General features: G+C 74.7%; 11 protein-coding genes. 6 read left to right on the top strand and 5 right to left on the bottom strand.

Translation table 11 applies throughout. The features are described from left to right. Positions 1-3 precede the first annotated feature (3 nt). Positions 4-1,767 (top strand): hypothetical protein, encoded by a 1,764-nt coding sequence (locus LG943_RS16760; protein ID WP_270073227.1) that lies wholly within the window; start codon positions 4-6, stop codon positions 1,765-1,767. Between the two features lie 339 nt (positions 1,768-2,106). Next, entirely contained in the window at positions 2,107-4,233 is a 2,127-nt protein-coding gene (locus LG943_RS16765) for a glycosyltransferase (protein ID WP_270073275.1), read from the top strand. A gap of 1,114 nt (positions 4,234-5,347) precedes the next feature. On the opposite strand, the gene LG943_RS16770 is transcribed toward LG943_RS16765, so the two are convergent. From LG943_RS16770 to LG943_RS16780, 3 genes are all read right to left on the bottom strand, one after another. Beyond that, a complete protein-coding gene (locus tag LG943_RS16770) occupies positions 5,348-6,499 on the bottom strand; it encodes a glycosyltransferase family 4 protein (protein ID WP_270073228.1) in 1,152 nt (383 codons plus the stop codon). Between the two features lie 19 nt (positions 6,500-6,518). Then, positions 6,519-7,457: a glycosyltransferase family 2 protein gene (locus LG943_RS16775; RefSeq protein ID WP_270073276.1), complete on the bottom strand. Its 939-nt coding sequence runs from the start codon at positions 7,455-7,457 to the stop codon at positions 6,519-6,521. A gap of 197 nt (positions 7,458-7,654) precedes the next feature. Then, entirely contained in the window at positions 7,655-9,700 is a 2,046-nt protein-coding gene (locus LG943_RS16780; protein WP_270073229.1) for a hypothetical protein, read from the bottom strand. Positions 9,701-9,972: 272 nt separating this feature from the next. On the opposite strand from LG943_RS16780, the gene LG943_RS16785 reads away from it, so the two are divergent. Then, entirely contained in the window at positions 9,973-10,788 is an 816-nt protein-coding gene (locus LG943_RS16785; protein WP_270073230.1) for a TIGR03089 family protein, read from the top strand. 123 nt (positions 10,789-10,911) lie between these two features. Then, the gene (locus tag LG943_RS16790) at positions 10,912-12,294 is read left to right on the top strand and encodes an LCP family protein (RefSeq protein WP_333486382.1); all 1,383 of its coding nucleotides are present in this window, start codon (positions 10,912-10,914) and stop codon (positions 12,292-12,294) included. 227 nt (positions 12,295-12,521) lie between these two features. Here the strand turns inward: LG943_RS16790 and LG943_RS16795 are convergent, their stop codons facing one another. Next, positions 12,522-13,538: an aldo/keto reductase gene (locus LG943_RS16795; RefSeq protein WP_270073232.1), complete on the bottom strand. Its 1,017-nt coding sequence runs from the start codon at positions 13,536-13,538 to the stop codon at positions 12,522-12,524. 215 nt (positions 13,539-13,753) lie between these two features. Between LG943_RS16795 and LG943_RS16800 the strand changes: the two genes are divergently transcribed. Together LG943_RS16800 and LG943_RS16805 are read left to right on the top strand one after the other, a co-directional pair. After that, positions 13,754-14,608 (top strand): helix-turn-helix domain-containing protein, encoded by an 855-nt coding sequence (locus LG943_RS16800; RefSeq protein WP_270073233.1) that lies wholly within the window; start codon positions 13,754-13,756, stop codon positions 14,606-14,608. Positions 14,609-14,664: 56 nt separating this feature from the next. After that, positions 14,665-15,810 (top strand): cystathionine gamma-synthase, encoded by a 1,146-nt coding sequence (locus LG943_RS16805; protein ID WP_270073234.1) that lies wholly within the window; start codon positions 14,665-14,667, stop codon positions 15,808-15,810. Between the two features lie 61 nt (positions 15,811-15,871). On the opposite strand, the gene LG943_RS16810 is transcribed toward LG943_RS16805, so the two are convergent. Further along, on the bottom strand, positions 15,872-16,300 hold the full coding sequence (locus tag LG943_RS16810) for a DUF6292 family protein (RefSeq protein ID WP_270073235.1): 429 nt from the start codon (positions 16,298-16,300) through the stop codon (positions 15,872-15,874). Between the last annotated feature and the right edge of the window lie 281 nt (positions 16,301-16,581).

The raw sequence follows: 16,581 nt of genomic DNA on the forward strand, positions 1-16,581 counted from the left end.
CCCGTGAAACGGCGTGAACTGAGCCACACCGAACAGCTCCGGCAGGCGCTCTCGGAGCGGGAGGCCCAACTCCAGGAGGCCAAGGCCCGGCTGGCCGCGCTGGAGGGCTCGACCTCCCTCCAGGTCGGCCGCGCGCTGACCGCGGCGGCCAAGCGGCCCGGCCGCGGCCTGCTGCGCCTGCCGCGGGACCTCTTCCGCCTGTGGCGCCGGGCCGGCCGAACCCAGCAGGGCACCGGGCGCCGCCGCAAGGCCGAGCCCGTGCGCTCCTTCGACGCCGAGCGCCAGGAGACCCGCCTGCTGTCGGGCAGCTTGGGCGTGCGCGACGACCGCCTGGTGGTCGCCGGCATCCTCTCCCCGGCCGCCCGCGCCGCCATCGAGCCCTACGTGCGGGTCGTGCCGCTGCGCCCGCAGGACGCCCAGTCGGCGTTCGAGTCGGTCGACGTCGACGTCGTGCTGGTCTCGGCCTCGGCCACCGCGCCGGGCTCCCTGTGGGCCCACGCTGGCGACCCCGCCGTGGCCGACCGCACCCGGGTGCTCAACTGGGTCATCGAGTCCGCCGAGTCGCGGGGTGTGCCCTCGATCCTGGTGGCCGACGCCCCGGCGCCGCCCGCGCTGGCCACCCTGGCCTTCGACCTGGTCTACGACGGCGACCTCGGCGTCCCGCTGCACCGCTTCAACCCGGTCGCCGCCGAGCCCGAGCGCGCCGCCGAACCCGCCCACGTGCCCTCGCCCGCGCCCGGCGGCGTGGTCGTGGACCGCCTGGTCGGCCGCCTCGCCGAGGACGGCCTGCGCCGCCTGGAGCCGGGCTGGGCCGACCTCCCCGAGGTGCTGCGCTCCAGCGCCACCGTGGTCGTCGACGACTCCGGCCTGGCCGACCGAGCCCTGGTCTGCGGCGCCCGCGCGCTGCTGCTGGGCGACCTCAAGCGCACCCACCCCACCGGCCAGAACGGCCCGGCCGTGCGCGCGGTGCCCGCCAACGCCGGCGCGCTGCGCTCCAGCGCGGCCTCCGACGAACTGGCGCGGCTGCGCGAGAGGGGCCCGCTGACCGCCGAGGAGCTGCGGCTGGTGCTGCGCTCGGTGTTCCTCACCGACGCCACCCCGGTCCGCCTCGCCGAGATCTTCGGCAAGGTCGCCTTCGCGCCCGGGTCGGGCAGCCCCTCGCTGCCGCTGAAGACCCGCGAGGTCGCCGTCCTGGCGGCCCCCGGCGACGACAACACCTCGCTGCTGCTGGCCGGCGACGTCCTGGACCAGCAGCACGCCCCCAGCGAGGTCGTGGTGCCCGAGGCCGCGGCCAACCTGGCCGGCGTGGAGCGGCTGCGCTCCCACGGCGTGCCGGTCCGCCTGGCGCCCGGCGCCGCCTTCGGCGGCGCACCCCGCCCCGAGGACTGGGCGCGGCTGGCCGAGGCGGCCACGGCGCACTGGACGGTGCTGTGGACCGCGCCGCGCGGCGCCGCCCACCTCGCCGACCTGCTGTGCGCCGCGGAGTGCTCCGGCGCCGACGCCGTCGGCCCCGCCGTGGGGTCGTGGCGCTCCTCGGGCGCCTCCCCCGCCGCGCCCGACGCGGTCGACGAAGCGGTGGCCGAGCAGGAGTATGTTTTCGTCAGCGCGATCGCGCCGGAACTCGCCCGGCGCGAACTGGTCGCCCGCGCGCTCCAGCCGGGCGTGTGGAACCGGCACGGCGCGCGGCTGCTGGCCCTGGGGCCGCTGCGCGGCGCCGGCGAGGAGGACGCGCCCGACCACGCCCGCACCACGCCCAATGTCGGTTGACCCCCGGCCCAGGACCGGCGCCACGCCGGCCGGCCGCTGCGGGGCCTGCCCCCGGCGCACCCCGCCGACACCGCACAACGAGCACGGCCGCTCTCCGGACCTCGCGTACCGGTGGGCAGGCGTCCACCGAGGCCGAGCCCGGAGGACCGGAATGAAGGGAAGCACGTGACCAACCATCCTCGCGAACGCGAGCGAGCGAGCGGAGTCGGCGACGCCGGAAGCCCTCGGGCTGACCGCCCCGGCGGCGCGGCGAGCGAGCGCCCGAGGAGCCTGCGCGCGCTCGTCTACGGCGACGTCGACCTGAACATCATCGACGGTTCGGCGATCTGGGCCCAGTCCATGACCCAGGGCCTGGCGGCGGCGGGGTGCGAGGCCACCCTGCTGCTGAAGGCGCCGGTGACGACCGATCGGCTGGTGGCGCCGCTCACCACGGTCCCGGGCGTGGTCGTGCGCCGCACCTACGAGGAGCGGCTGGTTCCCGACGCCGGTCCGCGCGGGCTCACCCCCGACCAGGCCGTCGAGCTGATCACCCGGCTCGACGCCGAGCGTCCCTTCGACCTCATCGTCGTGCGCGGCAAGCGGCTGGCCATCGCGGCGGCCCAGACCGAGGCGCTGGCGGGCCGGCTGTGGACCTACCTCACCGACGTCCCCCAGACGGTGGCGGAGATGACCGCCACCTCGGTCTCGGAGATCACCGACATCGCGGTGGCCTCGCGGTTCCTGCTGTGCCAGACCGAGGAGCTGCGCGGCTTCCTGGAGAGCACCATCCCGGCGGCCTGCGGCAAGAGCGTGCTGTTCCCGCCGGTCGTGGTCACCCCCGAGGGGGTGGCCGGCGCCGGCGCGCCGCACGCGCCGCTCAAGCTCGTCTACACCGGCAAGTTCGCCCAGCGGTGGAACACCCTGGAGATGACCGAGCTGCCGGCGGCCCTGGCCGCGCGCGGCGTGCCCGCCGAGCTGCACATGATCGGCGACAAGGTGCACCGCGACGACCCCGACTGGGCCAAGCGCATGAGCAAGGCGCTGGAGGGCACCGAGGGCGTGGTGTGGCACGGCGGCAAGCCGCGGGCGGAGGCGCTGCGGCTGTCGGCCGCCTGCGACGTCGGCCTGTCCTGGCGCGCCCCCGAGATGGACGCCAGCCTGGAGTTGTCGACCAAGGTCCTGGAGCTGGGCTCGCTGGGCCTGCCGGTCGTGGTCAACCGCACCCCCATGCACGAGCGGCTGCTGGGCGCCGACTACCCGCTCTACGCGGGGGAGACCCTGGACTCCGTCGCCGACACGCTGACCCTGGCCGCCGACCCCGAGATCTACCGCGAGGCGGCCGAGCGCTGCCGCGCGGCGGCGGCCGACTTCACCCTGGAGCGGGCGGCCGCGCGGCTGCGCGGCTACCTCGACCTGGCGTGCCCCCCGGCGCCGGCGGGCGCCGACCCCGAGCGCCCGCTGAAGGTCGTCATCGCCGGCCACGACCTCAAGTTCTTCACCCGCCTCGCCGAGTACCTGATGTCGCTGCCGGGCCTGGACGTCCGCCTGGACGAGTGGGAGGCGCTGCGCTCCCACGACCAGTACCGCAGCAAGGAGCTGGCGGCCTGGGCGGATGTCGTCATCTGCGAGTGGTGCGGCCCCAACGCGCTGTTCTACGCCGAGCACAAGCGGCCCGACCAGCGGCTCGTGGTGCGGCTGCACCGCTTCGAGCTGTACGCGGAGTGGCCGCGCAAGCTCGACATCGACAAGGTCGACGCGGTGGTCTGCGTCAGCCCCTACTACGCCTCGCTCACGCGCGAGCTGGCGGGCTACCCGGCCGACAAGGTCATCGTGCTGCCCAACTGGGTGGACGTGGCCCAGTTGGACCGGCCCAAGCTGCCCGGCGCGGAGTTCACGCTGGGCATGATCGGGATCGCGCCGTCGCGCAAGCGGCTGGACCGGGGCATCGAGGTCCTGGGCGAACTGCGCCGCCGCGACCCGCGCTACACCCTGGCCGTGAAGTCCAAGCAGCCCTGGGACTACTGGTGGGTGTGGAACCGCCCCGAGGAGCGCGAGTACTACGAGCGCACCTACCGCACGGTGCAGCGCGACCCGCTGCTGTCGGAGGGCGTGGTGTTCGACCCGTTCGGCCCCGATGTCGCCACCTGGCTGCGCCGGGTCGGGTTCATGCTGTCCACCAGCGACGACGAGAGCTTCCACCTGGCCCCGGCCGAGTGCGCGGCCTCGGGCGGCGTCCCGGCGGTGCTGACCTGGCCGGGCGCCGACACGATCTACTCGGCGCGGTGGCTGCACGACAGCACCGAGGAGATGGCCGACGCCATCCACGCGATCGTCTCCGAGGGCCGCTTCGACGCCGCGCGCCGCGCGGCCCAGGCGGAGATCAACGAGAACTACTCGCTGTCCCGTGTTTGCGACCTGTGGACCGACCTGATCGTGCACGGCAAGGTCCCGGCGGAGCAGGAGCCCAGCGCGGTGGTGCGGGCCTGAGCTTGGGCTTGGGCTTGGGCTTGGGCTTGTGACGATGCGACACGGCTAACGCGGCCCCCGGCGGAGATGTCCGCCGGGGGCCGCGTCGCGTGTCGGGGGGTTGATCACCGTTCAGCGGGGCGGTGGCTGGGTGGCGACGGGGGCGCCGAGGGCGGGCGGGGGTTGGGGCGTGCGACCACCGGTGTGCGGGGCGGGTGGCCGGGGTGGCGACGGGGGCGCCGAAGGCGGCGGAGGGCCGGGGCGGCGGGCATCGGTGCCCGGGGCGGGTGGTTGAGATGGGGCGGGGGGCTCTGCCCTGGGCAGCTCTGGGGGGCAGGGGCGTGAGGCGAATCCGCATCTCGTCTGCACGCGGGGCGGCGTTTCGTGGCCTTTGCCCCTTTTGTCCCTGCGGAAAGTGGCCGCAGCGCCCCCTGAGGGGCTTCATGGGGGTCGTTATGTCCGCATGGTGAGACGGGCGGAGTGGATGTCGCGCCCTTTTGCCCGCCATGCCCGTTTCCGGAGGCGACGAACCTCCTCTTTCCTTCGGAAGGGCGTTTCGTAGGCGCATCTCGCGGCGAAAGAGGCTGTTTTTGTCTCACATTGTGAGATATCGGGGAGTTGGTGTCCGGCTTGCCCGTTTTGCGAACGAGGCGGTCTACCGGAAATGCCCACACATGGCGGATGGACGGCGCAGAGGCTCCGTGCTCCACCCCATGAGCCGCATTGGCCCGAGAGGCCGCCGCCACGCACAGTCGGACCCGCCCGCGCCATCCGCCGCCGTTGCCGCTCTCGTCGGCCACCTCAGGCCCAAACCCTGCTGAACGGAAACCGCCTACCCGGACCACTCGCCGACCTCGCCGCCCCGTCGCCCACCCCAGCCGGAACCTGCCGAACGGGAACCGCTGCCCTGGCCACCCGCCGCCGTCGCCGCCCTCGTCGCCTGCCTCAACCCCTGGCGCGCGAACCGATGACCGCCGCCCGGGCCATCCGCCGCCGTTGCCGACCTCGTTGCCCACCCCAGCCGGAAAACCTGCCGAACGGAAACCGCTGCCCCTGGCCCCCGGTACCGTCGCCGCCCCGTCGCCCACCCGTACCCCTGCCGAGCGAGGCGATGACCCTCGCCCGCGTTGGAGGCTTACGGCGGCCCGGGCGCGGTGAGGGCGTCGATGTAGGCGTCCCACACGGGCTTGGGGTCGGCCGTGCGCACTCCGGCGCGGAGGCGTTCGGCCTCGCCGGGGGCGTAGAGGCGGGCCAGGGCACCGGCCAGGTCGGCGGGGTCGTCCGGCGCGCACAGCAGGCCGTCGACCCCGTCGGTCACCTGCTCGGGCAGGGCGCCCGCGCGCGTGGCCACCACGGGCAGGCCGTGTTCGTGGGCCAGCCACACGTTCTGCGTGGCGGTGGCGGTGCGGTAGGGCAGCACGACCGCGTCGGCGTCGGCGAACAGCCCGGGGATGTCCTCGGCGGGCACGTAGCCCTCGCGGAACTCCACCCGGTCGGCGACGCCCAGCTCGCGCGCCAGCGCCCGCAGCTCCTCGGCCGCGCCGCCCCAGAACTCCCCGGCGACGGTGAGTCGCACCTCGGGCGGGGCGCCGGCGGCCAGGGCGCGCAGCAGGACGTCCACGCCCTTGTAGGGGCGCACGATGCCGAAGAACAGCAGGCGGTCGCGGCGCCCGCCACCGCCGCCGCCACCACCCGACGAGGAGGCACCCCCGCCTCCACCCCCGCTGGAGCCAGGGCCGCCTCCCGGCGCCGTCGGCAGGTGCGGGGGCAGCGCCGCCGTGCGGACGTCGGCGCCGGGACCCGTCAGTCCGCGCGCCAGTCGGGCCTGCTCGGGGGAGTGCGCCAGGACGGCGTCCGCGCGGCGCAGCAGGGTGCGCATCAGGGCGGTGTCGGCGGGGCCGCGCTCGTGCGGCAGCACGTTGTGGCACAGCGCGAGCGTGCGGGCGCGCCCGCCCACCCCGGCGAGGACGCCCAGGTAGGGCACGGCCTGCGGCGGGATCAGGACAGTGAGCACCACCAGGTCGGCGCCGCGCCCCATGCGCCGGCCCGCGCGCCACCAGCTATCGGGCCGGTTCCAGGCGAGGGCGCGGCGGGTGGCGGGGAACGGCTCGCCCTCGGGCGCCTCGACCGTCTGGCGCCCCGGGTACAGCCGCTCGGGGTACATCGCCCGCCACGACTCGATGACCACCTCGTGGCCGCGCGCGGCGAGCTGGTGGGCCAGCTCGGTGGTGTGCCGGGCGCCGCCGCCCTTGTAGGGGTGGGTGGGGCCCACCAGGCTGATCCGCATCGCCCTCGCCGCCCCGTCGTCAGGCGCCGTCGCGCGAGCGCACGATGAGGTCGGCCAGCAGCGCCAGCGCGCCCACGATCAGCCCGCTGGTCAGCAGCATGATCGTGTTGTTGGGGATGTACAGCGGGGTGCGCACCTGGTCGAACACGAACTTGGCCGCGCCGATGCCCACCAGCCACAGCGCGATGGGCATCAGCACCTTCAGCGGGTTGAAGTACATCACCATCCGCAGCACCTGGAGGATGTAGCGGTAGGCGTCGCGCACGAAGTGGAACTTGGACGTGCCCGCGCGCTTGGCGTAGTCGATCGGCACGTACTGCACCGGGTGCTGGTTGGACAGGAACGCCAGGGTGATGGTGGTGACGCAGGAGAAGCCGGGCGGCAGCAGCCGCAGGTAGGGCAGCGACACCTCGCGTCGGAACGCGCGCAGGCCCGAGTTGAGGTCGGGGATGCGGGTGTTGGTCAGCCGCTCGGCGACCTTGCGGATCAGCCACTTGGCCGGCACCCGCAGGAACCGGTGGCTGCCGGCCTCCTGGGTGCGCGCGCCCACCACCTGGTCGATGTGGGGCTGGGCGGCGAGCAGGTCCACGAACTCGGGGATGCGCTCGTTGGGGTAGGTCATGTCGGCGTCGGTCCACACCACGATCTCGCCCCGGGCGCGCTGGGTGCCGATCCGGCGCACGGTGCCCGCGCCGCCGTTGTGCGGGAAGGCCACCACGTGCAGGTGGTCGAACAGCGGCTCCGCCTCGCGCAGGCGGGCGAGCGTGTCGTCGGTGGAGGCGTCGTCGATGGCCAGCAGTTCGTAGGTGTGGCCGGAGGCGTCCATGGCGGCGCAGATGCGCTCGATCTCCTTGACCACGTGGTCCTGCTCGTTGTAGCAGGGCAGCACGATGGAGACGTGGGGTGCGGCCTCCGGCGCGCCGGGGGCGCCGTCGGGGCCGTCAGGGGTGTCGGGCATCTCGCTCACGGTGTCAGGTTCACTCACTCGCCGGTGATGGTGGGGGCCGCACGCGGACCGCGGGGAACGCGCGGACCGTGTGGTCCGGTGGACCTATGCCGGCCCGCCGGCCGCCGCGCCGCCGCCCGCGCGCCCGGGGCCGGACCGGCGCGCCGCCCCCCGCGCCCCAGCCAGAATAGCCGCGGCCCGGCCCGCCCCTACCGGACGACCGCGATCCACAGGTCGTCGTCGAAGATCCACGGCCCCGACGGCGGCTCCATCAGGGTGCTGGGGTCCTGCTCGGTGTGCACGTCGAACGGGTTGGTCATGGTGGTGCCCTCGGGGAGGAACGGGCGCAGGTCCTCCGGCGCCCCGGCCGCCAGCACCGGGGTGCGGCCGCGCTCGCGGATCTCCTCGACCACGCGGGCGGCGTCGGCCTGCGGCACGGCCGAGGCCAGCGCCGCCGTGGGCACCCCGCACATGCCCCGCACGAGCTGCATGAAGTTGGCGTAGGCGCCGTCCACGATGAGCACGCTCGCGTCGTCGGGAATCGCCCGGCACAGCTCGCGCGTTGCGGCCACGCTGCCCACGTCGGAGCGGTAGGTCATCACCCCCCACGCGGTGATGGCGGTCGGCACCAGCATCACCGCCGCGCCCACCGCCGCCGCCAGGCCCGCGACCGCCGTGCGGACCGCCCGGCGCTCCACGGCGGGCTCGGTGGCCAGCCGCCGGGTCAGCCAGGCGGTGAACCACACCGCGAACAGGATGAACGCCGGGATCACCAGGACGATCAGCCGCCGGCTCGCCCACGGGTGGTCGGGGGTGATGGCGGGGCGCAGCAGCGTCGTGACCACCGTCCAGCCCAGGACCAGCGCGGGCAGCACCCACTGCGGTTCGCGGCGCAGCAGGATCCGGCGGGCGAGCACGGCGGCGCCGAAGGTCGCCAGCAGCACCGTGCTCAGCCCCACGTACCAGCCCACCCAGTACAGGCTCAGCTCGTAGTAGGTGCGGTCGGGGTCGGCGGGCAGCCCCTCGAACGCCTGCACCTGCCCGATGTACAGCGCGGTCACGGCGTCGCCGTGGCCGTAGTCGGTGTAGACGAGGGGGCGCAGCGCCAGCGCCGCCATCACCACCACCACGGCCGCCGCGCCGACCGCCGGCAGCCACCGGGGGCGGTCGGTGCGCGGCACCCCGCGCCGCCACAGCAGCGCCACCCCCAGCGCCACGGCCGCCACCACCCCGGCGCTGATCAGCAGCAGCGGGTTGAGCGAGTCGGACAGGTGCTCCAGGTAGGGCCGGGACAACCCGTAGCCGGCGGTGAACCCGTAGCCCACACCCAGGGCGAGCCCGGCCAGCAGGGGCAGCGCCTGGCCGCGCCGGGCCAGCAGCAGCAGCCCGACGAACCCCACCAGCGGCAGCAGGTCGCGCAGCGCGTCGATGCGCACCACCAGGCCCAGCCCGAAGATCAGCCCGGCGCCCCCCGCCAGCGCGTGCGCAAGCCCCCAGCGGTCGCCCAGGGCACTGCGCCGCGTCAGCGCGTCGAAGGCCAGCGCCAGCGCGCCCAGCAGCAGCACCTGGGCCACCGGCTCGCTGTAGGTGGACCGGCTGACCCACTGCTGGGTCTGGCACACCGCCAGCACCAGCGCGGCGAGCGGCGCCCACCGCACCCCCACCAGGCGCCCGGCCAGGCCGCCGAAGGTCAGCACGCCCAGGCCGCCGATGACCGGCGGGGTGAGGAGCATCCCGGTCGTGCCGCCCAGCCAGTACCCGACGGCGTAGACCAGCGGCGCGCCGGCGAGGAACTGCGGCCACACCACCTCGCCCACCTCGTAGTAGGCGAGGCTGTCGTAGATGAGCGCGGGGTCGTCGCCCGCGATCAGCTCCCGCTGCTGGGGGATGGGCAGCGAGCCGTGTTCGGCGATCCAGAACGCGAACTGGGCGTAGGAGGCGGGGTCGCGCCGGATGACCAGGGTCTCGGCGTGGTAGGCCAGTTGCACGGCGGTGAAGGCCGCGGCGATCAGCACGGTGAGCACCAGCGGCCACCACGGCACGTCCTCACCCGACTCCGCCGCCGGCGCCGGGGGCACCAGCCGCGCCGCCGCCAGCAGGCCCAGCGCCACCGCCGGGACGCCCAGCAGGGCGCCGGCCAGCGGGGTGAACGCCCCCGCCACCAGCAGGGGGAACGCCACGAGCAGCCAGGCCGAGATCGCGATGGCGGGGGCCGCGGTCACACGGGTGAACAGCCGCGCGGAAGTCTGTCCCATGGGGGCAGCCTCTCAGTTCCCCCGCCCCGCGTGCGGCGGTCTCGGGGGGTGGGGCGCGCGGATCAGTGCCGAATCGTGACGTCGGCGCCCCGGCGCGCCGCCTTGCACCGCACCGCGCGCGGCGCCGTCCCCTCCGTCGCCTGAGTACCATGTGGCAGATCCCCGGACCGGTGCGGCCCGTCGCGGACCGTTCCCGACCGGTCCGCAGGCGGTGAGCGGCAGCCGAGGACGAACCCGGGAACAGCCGAGGACAAGCCGAAAGGAGGGCGCGCGTGGGCGCGGAAACCCCCGTTGACCTGTGGCGCTCGGCCGTCGCGGCCGATCCCGCACGCCCGTTCGTCACCGCCTACGACCCCGACACCGGCGGCCGGGTCGAACTCTCCTTCGCCACGGTCGACAACTGGGTGGCCAAGACCGCCAACATGCTGGTCGACGGCCTCGGCGTGGAGCCCGGCGACCGCGTCGCCCTGGCGCTGCCGCCGCACTGGCAGAGCCTGGTGTGGCTGCTGGCCTGCTTCTCCACCGGCGCCACGGCGGTGCTGGGCGAGGCCGGCGAGGTCCCCGAGGGCGACGTCGCGGTGGCCGACCCCGCACGCGTGTCCGCCGCGCTCGACACCGGCGCGCGCGAGGTGGTCGGCACCTCCCTGCACCCGCTGGGCGCGCCGATGGCCGACTGCCCGCCCACCGCCCTCGACTACACCGTCGAGGTCCGGGGCTACGGCGACCGCTTCTTCCCCGCCGCACCCGTGGATCCCGACACCCTCGCCCTCGCGGGGCCGCCCGGCGGGCCCGAGGGCCGCACCGGCGCCCAGCTCGTCGACGCCGCGCGGCGTCGCCTGGCGGGGTGGGGGCTGACATCCGCCGACCGCGTGGCTATGATCACCTCGGCGCGGGACTCCCTCACAGTCCTGGGTTCGGACCTGTCCCTTCTCCTGGGGCCCGTGGCCGGCGCGGTTCCGCTGGTCCTCATCCCCGACGGAGAGTCGACTACCCTGCAAGCGCGGCTTGGCATGGAGCGTGCCACGGCGATCGCCGGTGCGCGGCCCGGTACCCCCGCAATCGCCGAATCCCTCAAGCCGCTGACCTGACCCCTCCCTTTCCTTGGTGCGACATTGCCCAGAAAACGCTCATCCCGAGGCTCCGCGAAGGGCCACGCGGCACGGAAGAGCCTGTCCGTCGGCGGCTGGATCTCCGTCATCACGACGGCCCTCGTGATCGGCAGCAGCCTCACCGCCTACGCCGCCTACTACGACATCTACGGCAACATCAACCAGGAGGACGTCGACACCGACGCCTTCGGCGACCGGCCCAGCAGGGTCGAGGGCGCGCTGAACATCATGGTGATCGGCTCCGACGTCCGCACCGGCGAGAACGCCAACTACGGCGAAGCCGAGGGCGAGCGGCCGGACTCCCTGATCATCGCGCACATCTCGCCCAACAACGGGCGCGCCACGATGATCAACCTGCCGCGCGACCTGATGGTGGACCTGCCCGCCTGCGAGGCCAACGGCGAGCACCCCGGTATGGCCGCCCAGCGCGGCATGATCAACTCCGCCATGTCCTTCGGCGGCGTGCAGTGCCAGTGGAAGGCCGTGGAGCAGGTCACCGGCATCCACATCGACCACTTCATCAGCGTCGACTTCACCGGCTTCAAGGGGATCGTCGACTCCCTGGGCGGGGTGAAGATGTGCATCCCCCAGCCCATCGACGACGACAAGGCCAAGCTGCACCTGGAGGCCGGCGAGCAGGTGCTCGACGGCGAGGAGGCGCTGGGCTACATGCGCTCCCGCTACGCCCAGGGCGACGGCACCGACACCGCGCGCATCGGCCGCCAGCAGCAGTTCCTGGGCGCCATGCTGAACGAGGTCATGCAGGGCGACGTCCTGTCCAGCCCGGCCAACCTCACCGGCTTCCTCGGCTCGGTCACCGAGACCATGACCACCGACGACGAGCTGACCCTGGACGTCATGACCGACATCGCCGTGGCGATGCGCGAGGTCGACCTCAACAACGTCAACTTCGTCACGGTGCCCAACGGCCAGGACCCCGCCGACCCCAACCGGCTGGTGTTCAGCGAGCCGCAGGCCAGTGAGCTGTTCGACGCCATCGCCAAGGACGAGGACATCGCCGGTAACGACGACCAGGGCGGCGGCGGTGGCGGTGGCGGCAACGGCGGCGGAGGCGGCGGCAACGGCGGCGGTGGAAACGGCGGCGGCGGTGGCGGCGGCGCCGAGAAGGTCGAGCCGGGCGACGTCTCCGTCGAGGTGCTGAACGGCAAGGGCACGCCCAACCTCGCCGACCAGGTCGGCCAGTGGCTGACCACCGAGGGCTTCCAGGTGGTCGGCACCGGCAACCCCGAGGTCATCCCCGAGCAGAGCACCGTCTACTACGGCCCGGGCCAGGAGGCCCACGCCGAGGCGATCGCGAGCGAGGCCGTCAACGCCACCACCGAGGAGAACCCCGCGCTGGGCGACACCGTCCAGCTCGTCCTCGCGGCCGACTGGGACGGCTTCACCTCCACCAGCGGCCCGGGCAGCGAGGTCGCCGAAGGCGTCGAGGGCACCTCGGCGGCCGACGCCAAGCAGGAGTGCTGATCCCGCCCGCGTAGCGGGGATGGACGGATGTCGAAGGCCGGGTGGCCGCCGCGAAGCGGCGGCCACCCGGCCTTCGGGGTGTGGGGGGGGGGCGGGGCGCCCCCCCCCCCGGCCGTTCGGTTGGTTGTGCCGGGGGGGGGGGCCCCCCGCCCCCGGCCCCCCACCCGGCCTTCGGGTTGTCGGGGGCGGCCGGGGCGCCTCCACCCGCGGCCGCCGAGCCCCCGCCCTCAGGGGGAGGTGCGGAAGCGAGGTCCAAAGCGGGGTTCCAGCTCCACTCCCTCGCCGCCGAAGAGCCACGGGCGCGGTCCGGCGTTGAGGTCGTGGGGGTACCCCGGGTCGAAGTCCACCGACGCGGTCAGGCGGTCGGCGACCTCGGCGGGCAGGGCGACGTCCAGGACGCCCAGGTTCTCGCGGACCTGCTCGGCCGTGCGCGCGCCGATGATCGGGTGCACGGCCGGGGAGCGGGAGCGGATCCAGGCCAGGGCCACCTGGGTGGGCGTGGCCCCCAGTTCGGCGGCGGCCTCGGCCACGGCGCGCGCGGCCCGGTGGTCGCGCTCGGTGAGGGACGCGGGGTCCACCCGGGTGCCCGGCGGCGGTCCGCCCGGGGCGGTGTACTTGCCCGACAGCACCCCGGCCCCGAGCGCGCCGTAGGCGGCCACGCTCATCTGGTAGCCCTCGGCCATGGGCAGCAGCTCGCGCTCGATGTCGCGGCGCAGCAGGCTGTAGGGCACCTGGACGCCGGAGAACGGGGTCCAGTCGCGCCACTCGGCCAGCGTGTTGGCGCGCGACACCACCCACGCGGGCAGGTTGGAGGCGCCCACGTAGAGGACCTTGCCCGCGCGCACCGCGTCGTCCAGCGCCCGCACGGTCTCCTCGATCGGCGTGTACTCGTCCCAGGTGTGCACCCACAGCAGGTCGATGTAGTCGGTGCGCAGCCGCCGCAGGCTCTCCTCCAGCGACAGCATGACGTTCTTGCGGTGGCCGCCGCCGGAGTTGGGGTCGCCCTCCCGGCGGGTCAGCGCGAACTTGGTGGCGACCACGAAGCGGTCCCGGCGGTCGCGCAGGACATCGCCGAGCACCTCCTCGCTGTCGCCGTAGGCCGAGGCGGTGTCGATGACGTTGCCGCCGGCGTCGGCGAAGACGTCGACCATCCGCCGGGCCTCCTCGGCGTCGGCGAAGGTCATGGCGCCCAGGAACAGCTCGGACACGCGCAGCCCGGAGGGGCCGAACAGGCGGTAGCGCATCAGGCGGCCCCGTCCGCCGCGACGGGGTGCGCCCGGTGGCCCGGCCGGCCGGGCGGCTCAAGGGCAGGGGTCGGGGTGCGGATCTCCAGGGTGAGGGTCGGGGTGATGCTCATGGCCCCCAGTCTGCTGGGGGTGCCGCCCGCCGGGAAGGCCGTGCCGAGCCTGGCCCTCGCGGGGCCACGATCCGCCGGGGCGCCCCAACCAAGACTCGGTCCGTGGACGACAGCGATCTGGGAACGTTCCTGCGCGCCCGCCGGGAGGCCGTCACCCCCGGCGAGGTGGGCCTGCCCACCGGACCGCGCCGGCGCACTCCCGGCCTGCGGCGCGCCGAGCTGGCCACCGTCGCCGGCGTCAGCGTGGACTACCTCACCCGGCTGGAGCAGGGCCGCGACCGCAACCCCTCGCCGCAGGTGCTTGCGGCGCTCGCCGACGCCCTGCGGCTGCCGGTGAGCGAGCGCGTGCACCTGCGCAACCTCGCCAAGGAGGCGTCGGGCGCCGACGTCCTGTGCCCGGGTGGCATGCCGCCCGACCGGCACGTGCGCCCCACCATCCGGGCGCTGCTGGACCGGCTGGAGCCCACCCCGGCCGCGCTGTTCGACCGGCTCGGCGACGTCCTCGCCCACACCGCCGCCTACGAGCGCCTGGCCGGACCCCTGGGCCTGCTGGACGGCGACCCGCCCAACCGGGCCTGGTTCGTGTTCACCGACGACCGCGCCCGCGCGGCGTTCCCCGACTGGGACCGGGTGGCCGACCAGCAGGCGGCCCTGCTCAAGGCGGAGTCCTCGCGCACCGACCCGCACCTGGCGCACCTGGTGGAGGAGCTGACGGTCGCGGCCGGCGCCGCCTTCACCGACCGGATGGCGGCCGTGCCCGCCTCGCCCCGGCGCACCGGCGCCGAGCGGCTGGTCCACCCCGAGGTCGGCGAGCTGCGGCTGTCCTTCGAGATCCTCGACGCCGAGGGCCAGCACGTGGTCGTCCACCTCCCCGCCGACGACGCATCCGCCGCCGCCCTGGACCGCCTCACCCGCCGCCCGGGCGGCCTGCGGGCGGTGCCCGACCGCGCCCTGTAGGGGGCACGCGCCGGGATCGGACGATCTTGGCCGCCGAGCGCGGCTAGGGTGTGGCCATGACGTTCGACGGGTTTGAGACTCTGGCCATCCACGCCGGTCAGGAGGCCGACGCCCAGACCGGCGCGGTTGTGGTCCCCATCTACCAGACGAGCACCTACGCCCAGGACGGCGTGGGCGGGCTGCGCGGCGGCTACGAGTACTCGCGCACCGCCAACCCCACCCGTGCCGCGCTGGAGGAGTGCCTCGCGGCGCTGGAGTCGGGCATCCGCGGGCTGGCGTTCGCCTCGGGCATGGCGGCCGAGGACACCCTGCTGCGCACCATCGCCAAGCCGGGCGACCACGTGATCATCCCCGGCGACGCCTACGGCGGCACCTTCCGGCTGTTCTCCACGGTGCTGGAGCGCTGGGGCGTGCGCTGGGACGCGGTGCCCCAGTCCGACGTCGAGGCGGTGCGCGCGGCGGTGCGGCCCGAGACCGTGGCGGTCTGGGCCGAGACCCCGACCAACCCGCTGCTCAACATCACCGACATCGAGGCGCTGGCGGGCGTGGCCCACGAGGCGGGCGCCCTGCTGGTGGTCGACAACACCTTCGCCTCGCCCTACCTCCAGCGGCCGCTGGCGCTGGGTGCCGACGTGGTCGTGCACTCCACCACCAAGTACCTGGGCGGCCACTCCGACGTGGTGGGCGGCGCGCTGGTGGTCGCCGACGCCGAACTGGGCCACCGGCTGGCCTTCCACCAGAACACCATGGGCGCGGTCGCCGGCCCGTTCGACGCCTGGCTGACCCTGCGCGGCGTCAAGACCCTGGGCGTGCGCATGGACCGCCACTGCGCCAACGCCGAGCGGGTCGTCGAGGCGCTGGTGGCCCACCCGGCCGTGGCCGAGGTCTACTACCCGGGCCTGCCCGACCACCCCGGGCACAAGACCGCCGAGCGCCAGATGCGCGCCTTCGGCGGGATGATCTCGTTCCGGCTGCGCGGCGGCGAGGACGCGGCGCTGAAGGTGTGCGAGCGCACGCGGGTGTTCACCCTCGGGGAGTCGCTGGGGGGCGTGGAGTCGCTGATCGAGCACCCGGGCCGGATGACCCACGCCTCGGCGGCGGGCTCGCCGCTGGAGGTGCCGGCCGACCTGGTGCGGCTGTCGGTGGGGATCGAGGCGGCCGAGGACCTGGTGGGCGACCTGGTCGCCGCGCTGGACCACTGAGGCCGAGGGCGCCGGCGCGGGCACCGGCCCGCCGCCCGCGGCGTCGGGGGCGGACGGCCGGTCAGCGCGGCAGCGCGGCGCGCGCGTAGGCCGCGAGGCGGGCGTCGAAGCCGTCGCCGTAGTCGCGGAAGGATCGGTAGCGGGGGCGGTGGGGGCTGCCGGTCTCGGTGCCGGCCAGGACGCGGCCGACGACGGCGGCGACCTGGCCGGGGCGGGGCAGTAGCCCTCCGGGAAGGTACCGGGTGCGCTCCAGGGCCACCCAGCCCTCGGCGTCCATGGGTCCGAAGCGCCAGCCGCTCTCCTCGTCCCAGACGAAGCGGAGCCGGCCGGGGCCGCCGGGCCCGCCGGCGCGGACGATGACGGAGACGTCGCGGGGGTCCAGCGGATCGTTCCAGTGGTCGAGCACGTCGACACCGCGGACGATGAGGCACTGAGCGACGAGTTCGACGTATGGCCGGGGCAGATCTACCCACGGGGCGGAATAAGGCACGGGACAAGGGCCGAAATCGCTCACAGCGAAGTGTTTTCCACCTGGAAATTAAATGAAACAACATTAAGGCGGGAAAACCCGGACACGATTGTGTCACGGCGCGGATACCCGGTCGGCGGAATCCGCCGGCGGTTTCCCGGGATTTCGCGGTTGACCAGGGATTTTCGCGGATTTCGGTGCCCCCGCCACCGCGGTGTCCCGCCGGGCGGGCACCTCCCCTCGGGGAGGGTCCGGCTTCCGGCGGGAACGGGCGGTGGCGGATCGCGCGCCCGGGGGTGGCC

The sequence above is a fragment of the Streptomonospora mangrovi genome (assembly GCF_027604915.1).
GTDB classification, from domain to species: domain Bacteria; phylum Actinomycetota; class Actinomycetes; order Streptosporangiales; family Streptosporangiaceae; genus Streptomonospora; species Streptomonospora mangrovi.

Bases quoted from the DNA above. Each gene is read 5' to 3' on its own strand.
- LG943_RS16765 (WP_270073275.1), top strand. From the start codon at position 2,107: ATGACCCAGGGCCTGGCGGCGGCGGGGTGCGAGGCCACCCTGCTGCTG.
- LG943_RS16770 (WP_270073228.1), bottom strand. From the start codon at position 6,499: ATGCGGATCAGCCTGGTGGGCCCCACCCACCCCTACAAGGGCGGCGGC.
- LG943_RS16775 (WP_270073276.1), bottom strand. From the start codon at position 7,457: ATGCCCGACACCCCTGACGGCCCCGACGGCGCCCCCGGCGCGCCGGAG.
- LG943_RS16780 (WP_270073229.1), bottom strand. From the start codon at position 9,700: ATGGGACAGACTTCCGCGCGGCTGTTCACCCGTGTGACCGCGGCCCCC.
- LG943_RS16795 (WP_270073232.1), bottom strand. From the start codon at position 13,538: ATGCGCTACCGCCTGTTCGGCCCCTCCGGGCTGCGCGTGTCCGAGCTG.
- LG943_RS16805 (WP_270073234.1), top strand. From the start codon at position 14,665: ATGACGTTCGACGGGTTTGAGACTCTGGCCATCCACGCCGGTCAGGAG.